Annotated in this window: 14 protein-coding genes; all 14 read left to right on the top strand. The window is 70.7% G+C overall.

The features are described 5' to 3' along the window. Window positions 1–274: 274 nt before the first annotated feature. The 14 genes from AB0C38_RS13670 (at window position 275) to AB0C38_RS13605 (ending at window position 14,912) form a co-directional block, all read left to right on the top strand. Complete coding sequence (locus AB0C38_RS13670) at window positions 275–1,096, top strand: effector-associated domain EAD1-containing protein (protein WP_360671612.1); 822 nt, start codon at window positions 275–277, stop codon at window positions 1,094–1,096. Between the two features lie 344 nt (window positions 1,097–1,440). After that, on the top strand, window positions 1,441–3,591 hold the full coding sequence (locus AB0C38_RS13665) for a hypothetical protein (RefSeq protein WP_360671609.1): 2,151 nt from the start codon (window positions 1,441–1,443) through the stop codon (window positions 3,589–3,591). Then, window positions 3,588–4,634 (top strand): AmmeMemoRadiSam system radical SAM enzyme, encoded by a 1,047-nt coding sequence (gene amrS, locus AB0C38_RS13660; RefSeq protein ID WP_360671606.1) that lies wholly within the window; start codon window positions 3,588–3,590, stop codon window positions 4,632–4,634. Before AB0C38_RS13665 ends, amrS begins: the two co-directional genes overlap by 4 nt. A 6-nt stretch (window positions 4,635–4,640) precedes the next feature. Further along, window positions 4,641–4,877, top strand: coding sequence for a radical SAM-modified peptide, FtsH ternary system-associated (locus AB0C38_RS13655; RefSeq protein WP_360671603.1), 237 nt, complete (start codon window positions 4,641–4,643; stop codon window positions 4,875–4,877). A gap of 3 nt (window positions 4,878–4,880) precedes the next feature. Continuing rightward, window positions 4,881–5,456 (top strand): hypothetical protein, encoded by a 576-nt coding sequence (locus tag AB0C38_RS13650; RefSeq protein WP_360671600.1) that lies wholly within the window; start codon window positions 4,881–4,883, stop codon window positions 5,454–5,456. Beyond that, complete coding sequence (locus AB0C38_RS13645; protein WP_360671598.1) at window positions 5,453–6,460, top strand: ThiF family adenylyltransferase; 1,008 nt, start codon at window positions 5,453–5,455, stop codon at window positions 6,458–6,460. Before AB0C38_RS13650 ends, AB0C38_RS13645 begins: the two co-directional genes overlap by 4 nt. Beyond that, window positions 6,439–8,070, top strand: coding sequence for an effector-associated domain EAD1-containing protein (locus tag AB0C38_RS13640; protein WP_360671595.1), 1,632 nt, complete (start codon window positions 6,439–6,441; stop codon window positions 8,068–8,070). The genes AB0C38_RS13645 and AB0C38_RS13640 overlap by 22 nt, the downstream gene beginning before the upstream one ends. Then, on the top strand, window positions 8,070–9,056 hold the full coding sequence (locus tag AB0C38_RS13635; RefSeq protein WP_360671592.1) for a JAB N-terminal domain-containing protein: 987 nt from the start codon (window positions 8,070–8,072) through the stop codon (window positions 9,054–9,056). Before AB0C38_RS13640 ends, AB0C38_RS13635 begins: the two co-directional genes overlap by 1 nt. Continuing rightward, window positions 9,053–9,979: a hypothetical protein gene (locus AB0C38_RS13630; RefSeq protein WP_360671590.1), complete on the top strand. Its 927-nt coding sequence runs from the start codon at window positions 9,053–9,055 to the stop codon at window positions 9,977–9,979. The genes AB0C38_RS13635 and AB0C38_RS13630 overlap by 4 nt, the downstream gene beginning before the upstream one ends. A gap of 23 nt (window positions 9,980–10,002) precedes the next feature. After that, entirely contained in the window at window positions 10,003–12,066 is a 2,064-nt protein-coding gene (locus AB0C38_RS13625; RefSeq protein ID WP_360671587.1) for an ATP-binding protein, read from the top strand. Then, a complete protein-coding gene (locus AB0C38_RS13620) occupies window positions 12,059–13,282 on the top strand; it encodes an AAA family ATPase (RefSeq protein ID WP_360671584.1) in 1,224 nt (407 codons plus the stop codon). The genes AB0C38_RS13625 and AB0C38_RS13620 overlap by 8 nt, the downstream gene beginning before the upstream one ends. After that, on the top strand, window positions 13,275–14,048 hold the full coding sequence (locus tag AB0C38_RS13615; RefSeq protein ID WP_360671581.1) for a hypothetical protein: 774 nt from the start codon (window positions 13,275–13,277) through the stop codon (window positions 14,046–14,048). Before AB0C38_RS13620 ends, AB0C38_RS13615 begins: the two co-directional genes overlap by 8 nt. After that, a complete protein-coding gene (locus AB0C38_RS13610; protein WP_360671578.1) occupies window positions 14,045–14,320 on the top strand; it encodes a hypothetical protein in 276 nt (91 codons plus the stop codon). The genes AB0C38_RS13615 and AB0C38_RS13610 overlap by 4 nt, the downstream gene beginning before the upstream one ends. Beyond that, entirely contained in the window at window positions 14,313–14,912 is a 600-nt protein-coding gene (locus AB0C38_RS13605; protein WP_360671575.1) for a hypothetical protein, read from the top strand. Before AB0C38_RS13610 ends, AB0C38_RS13605 begins: the two co-directional genes overlap by 8 nt. The last annotated feature ends 3 nt before the right edge of the window (window positions 14,913–14,915 follow it).

The following is a 14,915-nucleotide window of genomic DNA, read 5'->3' as shown; positions in this document are numbered from 1 at the left end:
GCGTGCAAACTCGGAACTCGCCGCAATACCCTGAATGGCTGATCGTGGTCGAGAAGGCGGGGTGAAGAAGCGCTCGGGAGAACTGCATCCAAGCGGGCCGACTGAGTCGAGGTGTACCGTAACAAGGCCCGCGTGATATGCGACCTGCATGTACAGCTCGCGCACGTCTCAGCTCGGAGGTGTCTGTGCCGACCAGCCTCGCCAAGCCTTGGTGCCGTCTGACAATCGACGGCATGCGGCACTGTGGTCGGCTTTGGTGAACCCAGTTTCCACCATGTCGAACCGATTCACCTCAGGTCAGCTCACCGCGCTCGCGGAGGCACTGCCTCCCGGCACCCGGGCGCGAGCCGTACTGCGTTCAGCAGGGTTTCCGCTCGCGCATCTTCCGGTCGCCTCCGGGTTGTCCCGGCTGGAGTTCTGGCAAGCCATCGACGAAGCTCTCGAGTCCGGGGTTCTGGAGTCGGGCCACCGCCGGGTGCTGGCTGCCGCCAGGGTGGTGTATCCGGCCCATCCCGTCTTCAGGGCCACCACGGTGGCCAGCCTCCTCGTAGTCGCCGCGGCCCCTGCCGACGAGGGCCTGATTCAGCCTGATCGCGAGTTCAGGGTGATCGAGACCGCGGTGGAGCGCCTCTCCGTCACCGTTGACCACTGCCCGGCCGCCGAACTTCTCGATCTCCGGCGCATCTTGTCCGCCCGCCCCGACATCCTGCACCTCATCTGCCACGGCCGGTCCGGTGAGCTGATCTTCCAGGACGCGTCGGGGAATGCTCGTCCCGTGCCGGTGGAGACCCTGGTGAGCTTGCTGCGCACCTATCGTGCGGAGGCCGGCGCCGCGTTGTCGGGCATCGTCCTCGGATCGTGCTACGGCTCCGAGATCGTCCATGCGCTGGGCGAGGTCGCGGATGTCGTGATCGCCCACGAAGGGGATCTGGACGACGAGTGCGCCATAGCGTTCGCCGGGGAGCTGTACCGCACACTTCCCGACGTCGACGACCTCGGGACGGCGGCCGCCGTGGCGGCCCGCCACGTCGCCGTGTCGGGCGACGCCTGCGCGAGCATGGCCGACACCCTCGTCGTCTGGCCGGTGGGCGGGTGAACCGAGCCGGCGTGTCCTCCTCGGTCGCCCGGTGGGTGGCCGGACAGCTCGCCACCGTCGGCCGGGCGGCCGTTCCGCCCGGACCGGCGGGTTCCGCCGGAGCTGCCGACGGGTCGTCGCCGGTTCCTTTCGGCCAAACGGTGCCGAAGGCGGGCTCGGCCCAGCGGATGGGCGTCCGCCAGCTCCGGGTTCCGCAGATCACGGCGATCCGGGGCTCGCACTGTTCGTCCGCCATTCACGAGACCCCGGACGGCCGGCTGCTGCTCGCCACCGGGGGGAGCGACGGCGTTCTGCGGATCCTGGCTCTCGACGACACCGGACACGAAGCTCGGTTCCTCGACGGCTTGGACACCTTCGGCGAAGGCTTCAGATCCTTGTCCTGGCAGCCACTCCCCGATGGCCGCCTGCTGCTGGTCATGGTCTTTTCCGGTGGGTCGACGTGGTTGTGCACGGTCGACCCGAGTGACGGTGCCATCGAGGACAGGAGGCTGGTCATCCCGGCTCCCGGCTCGGTCACGGTCGTCGATTGCTGCCTTGGCCCCGGCGGGCGCCTGTTGCTGGCTGTCGGCCGCTCGGACACTCGGCGCGTTGTGATCAATGAAGTGAACCTTCAGCAAATGTCGTCGTCGGAACTCATCAGTTTCTTCATCACGGGCCCCCCTTCTTCGCTTGCCTGGCACAATGCCTCCGAGCTCCTGCTGGCCTGTGGAGGCGCGGGTTTCGATGTCGTCGTGTGCAAGATCGACATCGACGGTAAGCACGTTTCCCAGCATCCGGTTCACGCCGAGCTGGCCCATGTTTCGCAGCTTTCCTGGTATGCCGCGTCCGGCGGGCGCCTCCTGCTGGCCTGCCTGAACAGACGTCGGCCCGATCCCGGCAGCGGCCTCAACGAGCCGTACCGGTTGAACGACATCGGAGTCTTCGAGGTCGACCCTCCCAGCGCCGAGACCACCCTCGTGCAGATGCTCGCCGAGGAGTCCGCTAGCGTGGCCGGTTCCTTCTCGTGGTGCGGCCTGCCCGACGGCGGCGTGCTGCTGATCGTCGCGCGATCCCGGCGCCCGCTCCAAGTCTGGAGTCTCGGGCTTGCGGAGCGCGAGTTCGGCCTGGTGGAGGAGCAGCCTCCCTTGACCGCCTGGGCGCAGTCCACGTCGTGCTGCCTGACGAGCAAGGGCAGGCTGCTCTGCGTCATCTCCGGGATGCCGCTCCACGAAGGCCAGATCGTCGAGGTCTACGACCGTTCGCTGTCCGGTGAGAACGGCACCGCGGCGCTGGGGCAGCCGGTGCGGTCGTCGTTCGGCCCCGGCGTCCGGTGGTGCTCGGTCGCCGGGGTACTCCAGCTGAGCGACGCCGGGCTGGGGCTGGGACTGGGGCTGGTTGACGACATCGTGTCCATCACCGGCCCAGCGGACAACGCCGAGGCGTCCTCTCTCCACAATCCCGTGCTGGCCGGTGCGCTCGGCACCGGCGGCCTCGGCCGGCTGCGGGGGCTCCGGTGGCCACCGGAGGCGCGGGTGGGCTTCGCCGGGTTGTTGTGCGCCGAGCTTCCCGCGGTCACCGAGTGGCTGCCACCCGACGGGACGTCGAGGGCGGAGTTGCTGCGGGAACTCATGTCGACCTGGACGGTGGCCGCCGAGAGCGCCACCGTGGAGTTCGACATCAAGGCTGTGGTGTCGGCGTTGGCCGCGGTGGACGACGACGTCATCAGGCTGTTGGAGGTGCTGGGGCCGAAGCGGGTCGCGGCCGACCCGACCATGCCGTTGCGCCTTCTCGACCGCGCCCGGCGGATCCCGGCGCTGCCCGTCCGGCTGCGGTTGCTGCTGACCGCAGGTGACCGTTGCGAACGGACGAACGTGCAGGCGGGCGGGGTGGAGCGGACACTGGACTCGCGGCCGACGGCGGTGCGGCACGGCAGCCCTGACAGCCTCGTTCCCGCTCACCTGGCGCTGACGCTGAGCGTGGGCGCGCTCGAGCAGGCCGTGCTGGAGGCGGGGCAGCAACTGCTGTACCGCCGGTACACGGTGCCGAGCCGGCCGCCGCTGCGGCCGGTGGCACTGGTGCTCGACACCTCGCCACCCACGTTCGGGCCGATCGAGACGGTGTTGCGCACCGTCGCCCACCTGGCCGTCGTCATGTCGTGGCAGGCCGAGGTCACCCCGGTGCTCGTCACGCTGACCCGCCCCACCCACGCGCGGGAGCTGGGTTCCGCCGAGGGACTGATGGACGTCTGGACCAGCCGGACCCTCGCGGCACCCGATCCGGCTCCGGCGATGGCGACGGCCGCGGGGACCGGCTTGCCGGTCGTGGTCCTGACGACGCACCACGTGGCGTTGGCGCACCTCTCGGCGAAGCATTCCGGTGGAGCGCGGTTCGTCACGACGCACGGCCCCCGTGACCGTTCACCCGGCATCGCAAAGGCCGGCCGGCACTTCCACCTCCCCTTCGATCCCGGGCCCGAGCAAGTGACCCGCGTCCTCACCGAGTTGCTCACGCCATGACGACCGCAGCGGACCAACGAACCGGGCCACGGTGGCAGCCCGGTGTTCTCGGGGTGCCCGGAGCGGGCGGGAAGGTCACGTGCCTGCTCTGCCCCCACGCTTGCGTGCTTGCCGAAGGGCAGGTGGGCGCGTGCGGAGTACGGCGCAACCGCGGCGGCGTGCTCGAGACGTCGACCCACGCGGTCACCGTCGTGCACCTCACCAACATCGAGCGCAAACCGTTCTACCACGTGCGACCCGGCAGCCGGGTCCTCACGATCGCGGGGCCGGGCTGCACTTTCCGGTGCCGCTACTGCATCAACTACTCCCTGTCCCAGTACGGTCAGGACGACGAGGTGCCCTGGCGGGCGCAGGCCGCGGACCCGGCGGAGATCGTCCGGCGTGCGGTCGAGGAGGACGCCGGGATCGGCATGTCCTACACGGAGCCGGGACTCGCGATCGAACTGGCGGTGGACATCGCGAGGCTTGCCGAACCGGCCGGCGTGAAACTGCTGTGGAAGAGCAACGGCTTCCTCACCAGGAAAGCGGTCAAGCACATCGCCGGTCACCTCCACGCCGTCAACATCGATGTGAAGGCCGCCGACGAGGAAGCTCACCAACGGCTGACCGGGGCGGGGCTCGCTCCCGTGCTGCGGGCCATCGAGCTCCTGCGGGACGCCGGCGTCTGGGTGGAGGTCAGCACCCCCCTGGTACCGGGCACCGCGTCCGAGCCGGGGCAGCTGGCCCGCATCGCTTCGACGCTGGCCGCGATCGACCCGGCGATGCCGTGGCACCTGGTGCGCTTCACACCGGAGTACCGGATGCGGGACTGTGCGCCGACTGCGCCACGGCTGCTGGAGGAGGGCCGGCGGATCGGGTTCACCGCCGGTCTGCGGTACGTGTACGTCGAGCGTGCGCTCGGCGAGCAAGGTCGGGCGACCTGCTGTCCCGCCTGCGGAACCACCGTTGTCGCCCGCGGTGTCTGGTCGACCCACAGCGTGCTCCTCGACGACGAAGGCCACTGCCCTGGCTGTGCCCACCCGATTCCGGGCCGATGGAAATGAGGCTTCATGACGACTGCCGCCGCTGACCGCGGTGCACCGGACCGGGTCTACGTGGACGAAGTTCCCGATCTGATCGAGCCCGACGAGTACGGCGACCACCCCGAGGGCGATCTGGTGCGCCTGCGCATCTCCGTGACCGAAACAGGGGTCGAGGTGCTGGGTGACGCGTTGCGCCCGGCCACGCTGGAGGCCGTGCTGCGGGCGGTCGCGCCCGGACCGGTCGAACAGATGTTGTGCGGCTGAACCGTGGACGACGTCGAGCGGTTCGAGGACGGCCGGCTACGGGGCATGAACCCCCAGCCCGCGGGTGAGGCGATCACCGCCGGCGGCCGGGCGGTGACCAGCCCCGCGTCGTCGTGGAACCACGATCGTTGTGGCCGGTGCGGGCAGACGTTCCGGCGCGGCGACGCCGTGGAGGTCACCACCAGTCCCCGCTTCGTCGTGGTGCACACCGATCCGTGGCTGGCCTGCGGCGGCGACGGCGACGCAGCCGGGTCACCGGACCTCGACTCGGGCTTCGCCGCCGGGTTGCTGCGCGCTTTCCCGCCTGCCGGGGGGATCCCGGTGCACCGGTTGGCCGCCGGCGACTGGCGAGTGGCCACTCCGGACCTGGCCGACCCGCCGCGATGCCTCTACTGCGGACACACCTTCCGGGCCGGCGAGCACGTCGTCGTCTGCCCGTGCGGGCCCTCGACCCCCCGGTGTGGCGCCGCCGTCCACCGTGATCCCGCGGCCGGCCTGAGCTGCTGGGAAGCGTGGCGGCCGGACAGCACGCTTTCGGTCTGCCCGGTGACGCTGGCCCGGGTGCGGGGGACGCGATGACGGGGACACGGCACGACCGGCACGACCGCATCCCCGGCTGGGACCAGGCGCGGGTCTCGGCCGCCCGCGTGGTGGTCGTGGGTGCCGGTGCGCTGGGCAACGAGGTCGTCAAGAACCTCGCCCTCGCCGGGGTCGGGCGGATCGTGCTCTGCGACCCGGACACGGTGGCCCTCGGCAACCTCAGCCGCACGGTGTTGTTCCGCCAGGCCGACATCGGTCGTCCCAAGGCCCGGGTCGTGGCGGAGGCGGTCGCCGGCCTGGCACCCGGCACCGTGGTCGACCCGAGGGTGCGGGACCTGGTCTCCGGCGTGGGGCTGGGGGAGCTGGCGGACGCGACCGTCGTGATCGGCTGCCTGGACAGCACGCGGGCCCGCCTGCAGCTGCTGGGCCGCTGCGCACTGGCCGGCGCGCCCCTGGTGGACGGCGGGACGACGCCGTGGGGCGGAGAGGTCCGGTTGCGGCTGACGACGACCGAACCGTGCTACGCGTGCACACTCACCGCGGAGCAACGCGCGGAGTCGGACGATCGGTGGGCGTGCGTGAGCGACGTGCCGGGGCGCCCGGTGCCGTCGTCCATCGTCGGGACGGCGATCGTGGCGGGCTGGAGCACTCTGGTGGCCTTGCGCACCGTCCTGGGCGACCCGCCGCCCTACCGGTTGCTACGCGTGGACGGCCCGTCGGGCGAGACGTCGCCCGTCGTGGTCGGCCGTGACCCGGACTGCCCTTTCCACCGGCCGCTCGACGGCCCCGTCGAACCGGTGGCGGTGGGCACCCACGACACCGTCCGGTCGCTGCTGGCGGAACTTCCCGCCGGCGCGGTTCCGCTCGCCTGGGCGCCCTTCCCGCGACCCGATCGCGGGCCCGGTGCCGTGGGCCGCCGGACGCTGTCGCTCCGGGACGCCGAGCCGGGCACCCGACTGGAAGACCTCGGTGTCGCGCCGGAGGAAGTGCTGGCCGTCCGTCTCGTGGAAGGGGAGTACCGGTGGCTCCGACTGAAGGGCTGAGATCCGGCCGGGACGACGAGTCCGATCCCGGTGCATCGGGATCGGGGAGACCGGTTCCGCCGGAGCAGGACATCGCGCTGAGCGCCGAGGAGCTCGACGAGCTCCTTGTGGCGTTCATTGGGGCCTTTCGCATCCGCGCGGCCGCCGAGCGTGCCGTGCGTCGCTTGGGCTTTCCGGTGGCTGCCCTGCCGGGCTTCGACAACCCCTCCGACTTCTGGAGCAACATCTTCCTGGAGGTGGAGAACGGCATTCTCGACACCACGGCGGCGAACTGGGAACTGCTGATGTGCGGGCTGCGCGTGTACCCGCGCAACGAGACGTTCCGGCGTCTCGCGGTTCGGTACGGCCTCGTCCAGGACGCATCGCCGCAAGCGGTGCCGGAACCACCCGCGGTACCGGCACCCCTTGCCGCCAGGCCGGCCGACGTGGCCGGCGGGCCGGCACCGGAAGCCCGGCAGGCGGGCCACGAGCTGCCCTCGGTCGGGGACACCTGCCACGTGATCGTGCGGGCCGGGTCCGAGGACGCACGCGACGACGCCTACAAGGTGCTCGCCGGTCTCGGGCTGGACCCCGCCGAGGAATGGTCGACCGCCAACGCCGTCTCGTTCCGGCTGTCGAGCGCCGATGCCGGTGCGGTGCGGCGGCTGCTCGACGCCACCACCCTCGGCTGGACACTGGTCCCGCCGGGGGTGCCGGACTACCTCATCGCCCGGCTCTACATCGACGGTCCGGACGGCCGGCGGTTCCGCATCGAGGACGCGCCCGCTCAGCAGACGATGGGCCACATCGCCTCGGAGCTCATCCACACCCAGTACCCCGGGGACTTCGCCGGGAGAAGGCAAGCGGTCGTCGATCACGTCGACGATCGGGGCACGCGAAGGCGGGTCCGCGGGGAGGACACCCTGCACGACGCCGGAATCCGGGACGGCGACCAGCTGAGGGTCGGTTTCCAGGCGACGGCGGGGAGCAACCCGCTGGATCGCCAGGACGCCATCTTCCGGGTGCGCAAGCAGATGCGCGACTACGCGGCGGCGCACCCCGGGTTCGAGGTACGCGTCGACTCCGATCTGCTGCCGATGGCCTACCTGATCTCCTTCAGCGCGCCGAGCTGGGCGCCGCCTGCCGAGCCCGGCGGCCCGGTGCGCCGGACCGACCGCCACGAGGTCGAGATCGAGCTCGGCCCGGAGTTCCCCATCACCCCGCCCCGGGTGGTGTGGCGCTCGCCGATCTTCCACCCCAATGTCGCCCCGATGTACGACACCCCGGAACGCCGGGTGGCGAAAGAGATGCGGGGCACCGTCTGCCTCGGCCTGCTGCAGACGTCCTACCAACCCGCCATGAGTTTCGGTGAGCTGTGCCAGATCCTCGTCGACATGGCGGGCTACCGGAACTACAGCCTGGTCGAACGCGTCGAGCACCCTGACGGGCGCGTCGAGCTGCTGCCCAACGTGTACGACGCGAACGCACGTGCCTGGGTGGACGCGAACCCCGACCGAATCCGCGAGATCGGGGGTATCGACCCGAGGACACTGAGTGGGGGAGAACCGGGGGACCGTACGGAACCCCACTATCCGAATGTCATCTTCCGGCAGGATGCGGAGTCGATCTGATGGCCGTGGAGCTGGCGATCTATCGCACCGACGACTACGTTCCGTACACTCGCCTGCCCATTTTGCCGATTCTCCGCGCAGTGTTCGAACCGGTGCTGAAACAGTCCCTGGCCGGTTGCCGGTTCATCCTGCGGGTGCTTCCCATCGCCGATTCCGCCGCCTTGGGAGACGCGCCGGAACTGGTCAACCTGCGTAGCAGCCACGGTTACCTCCACGTGCGGATCATGCGTGCGGGCGAGGTCATCTACCAGCACCCGCACCCGATCAGCGAGGTCGTCGGGCGGCCGTTGCGCACTCTGCTGGCCGATCGGGATCCCGACGAGACCAACTGGGGGTATGTCATCGACGGACCCACGCTGTCATCGCTGCGGCTGACTCGTCCCACACCGGCCGTGAGCGGGGTGATGCGGATCGACGCCAAGCCGGGCCGCGCGCTGTTCGACCTGCACGAGATCGAGCAGCCGTTGCCGCCGGAGATCTCTCTCGCCGAACTGGGGCTGGCTCCGCCGGGAGGTTCTCATCCGGTTTCGGTCCTGGTTCCGGAAGAAATCCATTCCGGCTTCACGAGCGGGATCGAATTCGACGAGGACGTCGAGGACGGCGGTTTCCTGGTCGGCAAGGTCTACCGCCTGGCCGACCCGGTCGACCACCTCGTGGTGCGGGTGTCGCAGGTGGTGCCCGCCGAACGCACCGGCGCCTCGATGTTCCACTTCACCTTCACCGGGGAGAGTTTCCTCCGCATCAACGACCAGATCTCGCAACGCGACGACGGGCAGCAGCTGGTCGGCTGGTATCACACCCATTTGTTCCCCGCCACCGAGCACCTCGGGCTTTCCAGCATCGACGTCGCCCTGCACACGAGCACGTTCCGCAGGCCGTGGCAGATCGCGGCGCTCGTCAACCTTTCGAAAACCGGCCGCACGCTCCGGTTCTACGCCGCTCACCACGGCAGCGTGGCCCTGACCTCGTACCAGGTGACCCGGTGAACGGGGACTCGACCGCCCGGCGAGTGCTGACCTGGGCCGCTTCGCCGAGCGGGGCACCGCCGTCCGGACCGTTGAGCAGAACCACCGGCCTGGCCCGGCCCACGGACGCCACCCTCGAGGCCGCGCGAGAGCTCCTGCGCACGGGGGCGGGGCGGGCGGGACTCCCCGCACCCGTCCTCGGTGACCGCGGTCCGGCCGGCGCCGGGGTCATCCTGCTCGCGGCGGCCATCGGCGGACGAAGCCTGACCAAACCCGCGGCACGGCTGGCGACCGCCGTCGCGGCGCCCCGGCCCCACGCGGATGGCCGCTGGAACGACGCCGCCGCACGGCATTTCGTCGTCGCTCCGTTCCTGGGGACCGTCGCGCCGCCACCGCCGTTGCCGGTCGTGTACCCGGCGTCGACCGCGGCGTCCGCGCGGGAGGTGCCGCTGCCGGAAGTACTGCTGAGCCACTCGCCCCTCACCCGGGTGCTCCACCGTCCGCCGCTCCAGGAGCTGCGTGCGGGCACTACCGACCCGGACGTCAGGACGGCGATGGAGCTGATCACGCGACCCGGTGGGCGAGCGCTGCTCACCACCACGTTCGCCGCGTGGCGGAAGTCGGCGGAGGTACTCGGGTGGCGGTCCGACCTGATGCAGCTGCTCGTCATCGGCCACCCGGACGTCGTGATCGACGTCTACGTGCTGGCCAGGACCGTGCACGGCGAAGAGTGGGACGAACGGATCAGGGTGGCCCGCCGGGAGCTGTCCCGGCCCGGGTTGCCGACGGACCTGCATCTGCAGACCGTGCGTTTCTGGGCCCCGCTGGCCCAGATCCGGGCGCGCAACGGGGGTTTCCTGCGCGAACACCCGTATCTCGACGGCTGCCAGCGGGCTCTGCAGCTCGTCGACCGTTACCGGCTGGGTGCGAGGCGCGCGGCATGAGACGTGGTGGAAGAACCGAGATAGTGCTCGTGTCCCCGGACCCGCAGGAGCTGCTCAACGCGTGGATGCTGCGGTCGCAGGAAAATCCGGCGTCCACGGTCCGCGAGTTCCTGCTCGCTCACCCGGCGTTCTCGACGACCGAGCTCACCAACGACCACCTCGACCTGCCGATCGGTCGCGTGTCCATGCGGTCGGTGGCTCCGGGCACGGACGTTCCGACGTGCCTGCCTCCCGGACTGCCGCCGCCCGGGCAATGGGGAGCGGCTTCGTCCGGCCCAGCCGTGTCCGAACCCCCGTCGCGGGACATCGGAGACGCGGAGTTCGTGACCGCGGTCGTGGACGTCCCGCCCGGCCACCCGGAAGAGCTGACGGAGAAAGAGGCCACGCTCCGGGCACACGACGACGAGCTGAACGCCGCGGCCGGCTACCTGAACAACGGGCTCTCGGTCCTGGTGCGGTGCGAGAAGCTGCTTGTCGAACACCTCGCGGCCGAAGTGGCGCTGCGTTCCCTCCGCCCGAAGCACATGGTCCGCGTGGGTGGGCAGGACGCGCTCCCCAGCCTGAATCCGGCCGGGGCGAACCCGCTGGCCGGTGCGCGCAGGGCGGCGGTGCTGGCCGAGCTCGACCACATGCTGGCCAAGGCACCGCTCGGCGACGTGATCGTCATCCCGCACCTGGACCTGCTCGCCGGGGGCAACGACGCCAGCCTGAGCAGCGAGGCACGCGAGGTCACCGACCTGCTGTACGAGCACAGCGGCGCGGTTCTGCTCGGCTTCGTCGATCCTTCGCTGGTCCTGCACGAGGTGCTGGCCAACCGCTTCGCGGTGCGGCTCGCGATCGACATCCTGCCTCGCGAGATCAAAGGGGCCGACGGCTCGCCGGTTCCCATCGGCCGCGCGCTGGTGACCCGGCGGGAGGCCGAGATGTTCAGCGGCTTCGACGCGGACGAGCTGTACAAGCACGTGGCCGGCATGAACGCCGTTCGGCTGCGGCACGCGCTGCGCTACAGCGCCCAGCACTACCGGGACAACCGTCCCGCGGCCGGCGGCGCGGGCGAGCAGGCGACCTTCGCGGCGCTGCTGCAGGAGCTGCGCCTCTTCAAGGCCCGCACGTCGACCGGCTCCTTCGAAGTGCCCAGCGTCCCGTTCGACGCCATCGGCGGGTACGACGACGTGAAGGCCGACCTCTCCGAGGCACTCGACATCGTCGGGGGCTCGGTCGACCTGCCCCAGCACCTGCGGCACGACCTGGTTCCGCGCGGGTTCGTGTTGCACGGTCCGCCGGGAACCGGCAAGACGTTGTTCGCCAAGGCGATCGCGACGCGGCTTCGCGGCACCATCCAGGTCGTCTCCGGACCCGAGATCACCGACATGTACGTCGGCGAGAGCGAACGCAAGCTGCGTGAGCTCTTCGCCGAGGCCCGGAGGAACGCGCCGGCCGTTCTGGTCTTCGACGAGTTCGACTCCATCGCCGGGCAGCGCACCGGCCGCGACGACGGCGGCAGCCGGGCCGGCAACGCGATCGTCGCCCAGCTGCTCACCGAGCTGGACGGGTTCCGCCCGGAAGTACCGGTGATCATCGTCGGGACGACCAACCGGATCGACCTGATCGACGTCGCCCTGCTGCGGCCGAGCCGGTTCCGGCCGATCAAGATCGACCTGCCGAACCAGGCCGCACGCCACGAGATCGCCCGCTGGCACGCCAAGCACTTCGGCGTGCCGGCCGGCGAACAGCTGCTGGCCAGTGTGGCGCGGGCGACCGAAAGCCTGAACGGTGACGAGATCAGGTCCGTCTTCCGTGACGCGCGGGCGGCTCAGCTCGTCGGAGAACGGCGCGGCCTGCCGATCGAGCCGGAACGCATCGGTGAACTCGTCGGCACCCTGCTGCGCGCCCGGCAACAGCAGGACATCGACCGGACCGGCGCCGGCCCACGGGGCCGGACGACCGGTAACACCGGCGACCGGCGCTGGGTCCCGCTGTCGACCGGCCGCCCCGCCACCGACGCGATCCGGGACACCCAGGACCACTCCGTCGCCGAGCTGACGGTGGACGTGCCGAATGACGACACTCGGAGGAACAATGACTGACACGATGGCCGTGCCATCGCTGAACGACGCCATGAAGGTGCGAAGCGGCAAATTCAAGGCGAGGCTCGAGGACGTGAAACAGCACTACATCGGCCGGGACGATGTCGTGGACCTGCTGGGGCTCGCCGCGGTGTGTCAGGAGCACGTGCTCCTGATCGGCCCGCCCGGGACGGCCAAGAGCGGTCTCCTCGACCGCTTCGCCCGCATGCTGGGGGTCGGCTACTTCAACTACCTGCTGACCAGGTTCACCGAACCCGCCGAGCTCTTCGGTCCACTCGACCTCGAGGTCTTCAAGAACGAGAGCCGGTACCAGATCAAGACCACGGACATGCTGCCCGACAACGAGATCGTCTTCCTCGACGAGATCTTCCAGGGCAGCTCGGCGATCCTGAACACCCTGCTGACGCTGGTCAACGAACGGACCTTCCACAACGGTTCGCACCCGACCCGCGCGAAGCTGATGACCATGCTCGGTTCGTCCAACGAGATGAGCGACGAGCCGGTGCTCAATGCGTTCAGCGACCGCTTCCTGCTCAGGAACAACGTCCGGTACGTGCCGGAGGACGACCTGGAGGACCTGCTCGAGCAGGGCTGGACGCTGGAGCGCGGCGCCCTCCGGCACGACGTCACCCGAAACGGCGAAGCCGGTCCCGACGTCCGGCGCACGGAAGTGGTCTTCGGTCTCGAGGAGCTGCGCTCGCTGCAGCAGGCCGTCGCGACGATCGACCTCCTGCCGGTGCGCGAGACCATGGCGGCGGTGGCCCGCTCGTTCCGGTCGGAGGGCATCCGGTTCTCCGACCGCCGGATCGTCAAGGCGCAGAAGGTGGTGGCCGCCTCGGCTTTGCTGGCCGGCCGGGCCGCCGCCACCACGACCGACCTGGCGGTCCTGTGCAACATGTGGGCCGATCCGCAGGACGCCGAGTCCATCCAGCGGATCGTGTCGGAGCACGGGATCCCGGTGGCGGCTTCCCGCAGCAGCGCCCGGGTGACCGCGGAGATCCGGCTGGACCTGCAGGAGCTGAGCACCCGGGCCGCGGCCGTGACCGGCGGACCGGAGCTGCGTGAAGCACTCGGCCGGCTGCAGAAGCTCAACCTCGAGGTCCGGCGGGACCACCCGAACGAGCCGGAACTGAGCCGGGACGTGATGAAGGTCCTCCGCGGCGCGGTGACCCGGTACCGGGAGCTCCACGATCACGAAGGTCTCGGAGATGTGTAACCCGCGCCGCGTCCGGGTCCGGGCGACGCGTGACCTCCAGCGGACCTGGGCCGACGAAGTGCGCCGTCAGGTGACCCGCCGCGGCACCGTCGCCGGTGAGGCCCGGATCCGCGAGCCGCTCGCCGCCGACATCGGTGCGCCGACGCTCGCCGCGCTCGCCACCGTGCTCGAGCGCAGCGACGACTGGGACTGGGACGGTGAACGGTTCACGCACCCGCTGGACGGCGGGCTGATCACTCTGGACCCGGTGACCCGGGAGCTGGAGATCGTGGCTCGCCTCACGGACGAAGTCGCCGTGACCGGTGAGGCGCGGCAGGCCATCTCGGGCACGGTCGAAGAACGCATCGACGTGGTGGGTGAGGGCGTCTGGTACGACGACGGCTACGGGGGCTGGACCGCGCGTACCGCACGTGAAGAGGCCCAGCAGGACGCCGAGCGGGCCTTGGCGCGGGAAGCCGACGCGCTCGTGGCCCGGCGCCGGGCCGAGGCCGAGGCGCGAGAGGCCGGGCGGCTCGACGCCGCCGCCTCGGCCGACGCCGATCGTGCCATGGCCGAGGCGACGGCGGCTCGGCGCCGCGAGCTGGAAGCCGCTGCCGTCGCGCGGCTCGACCTGGTCGGCGTGCAGGGGCGCAACCTGTTCCATGCCGTGCTCGCCGAGGCGTACCGCGACGCGATCGTGGCCTACGCGCGCAGTCACGGCGCCGGGGACGTGCTGTGCACCGACCACGACGGCGTGCTCGAGATCCAGTTCGAGATGCCGGCATGAGGGTCCGGGTGCACTTCCGGTACAACTCCGCGACCGGCGAAGTGGAGATGTTCACGGTCGAAGCGGTCGACGCGGATGTGTCGGACGCCGACCACGACCGCCGGCACGACGCGGCCACCACCCGGATCGCCGGGGTCGTGGACCGGCACCCCCTGATCGACGAGGTCGTGTCCGTCGAGGCGGCACCCGAGCCGGTGGAGACCGTGTTCCCCGGCCGGCAGGAGCCCCCCGAGAGCGAAGGCCGCCGTGTGGAGGAACCCCGCCGTGGTTGACGCCCGACTACTGGAGAACGCGGCCCGCTGCTACGAGCGGGCGAACCAGCCCGCGGAGGCTGCGCGCTGCTACCGCGAGATCGGCGCGCACCGGCGATCTGCCGAGCTCCACATGCGGATGGGCAACCTGCGTGAGGCGGCTTTCGACTACGCCCACAGCAACCAGGTCCACCTCGCCGCGTGGCTGCTCGTGCACGACTGCGCCGATCCGGTCGCCGCACGCGCCGTCCTGGCCAAGGACGCGGTCGCGGCGACGGGGGCCGGACCGGCGCGACCTGCCGACCTGCGCCGGCTGGCGGTCACCGCCCGCTGCGCTCTGGCGGAACGAGCGCCGGAAGCCGAGGTGATCGCCTTCCTCGGCGAAATCTGTGCCGACTTCCGCGTGTTCCGGCCCAACCACGACGGCGTCGTGGAGACCTGGTGCGTCGAGATCGCCGAGGTGATGCGGCGCGACGACCAGGCTCAGCTGATCTTCGCCGCCGCCGTCTCCGGCCGCAGGAGGGGAGCGCGTGAACGCTGGCTCGCCTGGGGGGAGAAGAAGTTCGGCATGACCCTGGTCCTGCCGGACGAGGAACGAACACGGAACGGATAGCCC

Source organism: Amycolatopsis sp. NPDC048633 (assembly GCF_040650695.1).
Classification (GTDB): Bacteria; Actinomycetota; Actinomycetes; order Mycobacteriales; family Pseudonocardiaceae; genus Amycolatopsis.
Note: the sequence above shows the minus strand (reverse complement) of the source record. Positions and strands in the feature narration are given on the sequence as shown.

What these genes read in the sequence shown, in the direction of transcription:
- AB0C38_RS13610 (WP_360671578.1), top strand. Translation starts at nt 14,045, where the DNA reads ATGAGGGTCCGGGTGCACTTCCGGTACAACTCCGCGACCGGCGAAGTG.
- AB0C38_RS13635 (WP_360671592.1), top strand. Translation starts at nt 8,070, where the DNA reads ATGGCCGTGGAGCTGGCGATCTATCGCACCGACGACTACGTTCCGTAC.
- AB0C38_RS13615 (WP_360671581.1), top strand. Translation starts at nt 13,275, where the DNA reads ATGTGTAACCCGCGCCGCGTCCGGGTCCGGGCGACGCGTGACCTCCAG.
- AB0C38_RS13655 (WP_360671603.1), top strand. Translation starts at nt 4,641, where the DNA reads ATGACGACTGCCGCCGCTGACCGCGGTGCACCGGACCGGGTCTACGTG.
- AB0C38_RS13620 (WP_360671584.1), top strand. Translation starts at nt 12,059, where the DNA reads ATGACTGACACGATGGCCGTGCCATCGCTGAACGACGCCATGAAGGTG.
- AB0C38_RS13645 (WP_360671598.1), top strand. Translation starts at nt 5,453, where the DNA reads ATGACGGGGACACGGCACGACCGGCACGACCGCATCCCCGGCTGGGAC.
- amrS (WP_360671606.1), top strand. Translation starts at nt 3,588, where the DNA reads ATGACGACCGCAGCGGACCAACGAACCGGGCCACGGTGGCAGCCCGGT.
- AB0C38_RS13670 (WP_360671612.1), top strand. Translation starts at nt 275, where the DNA reads ATGTCGAACCGATTCACCTCAGGTCAGCTCACCGCGCTCGCGGAGGCA.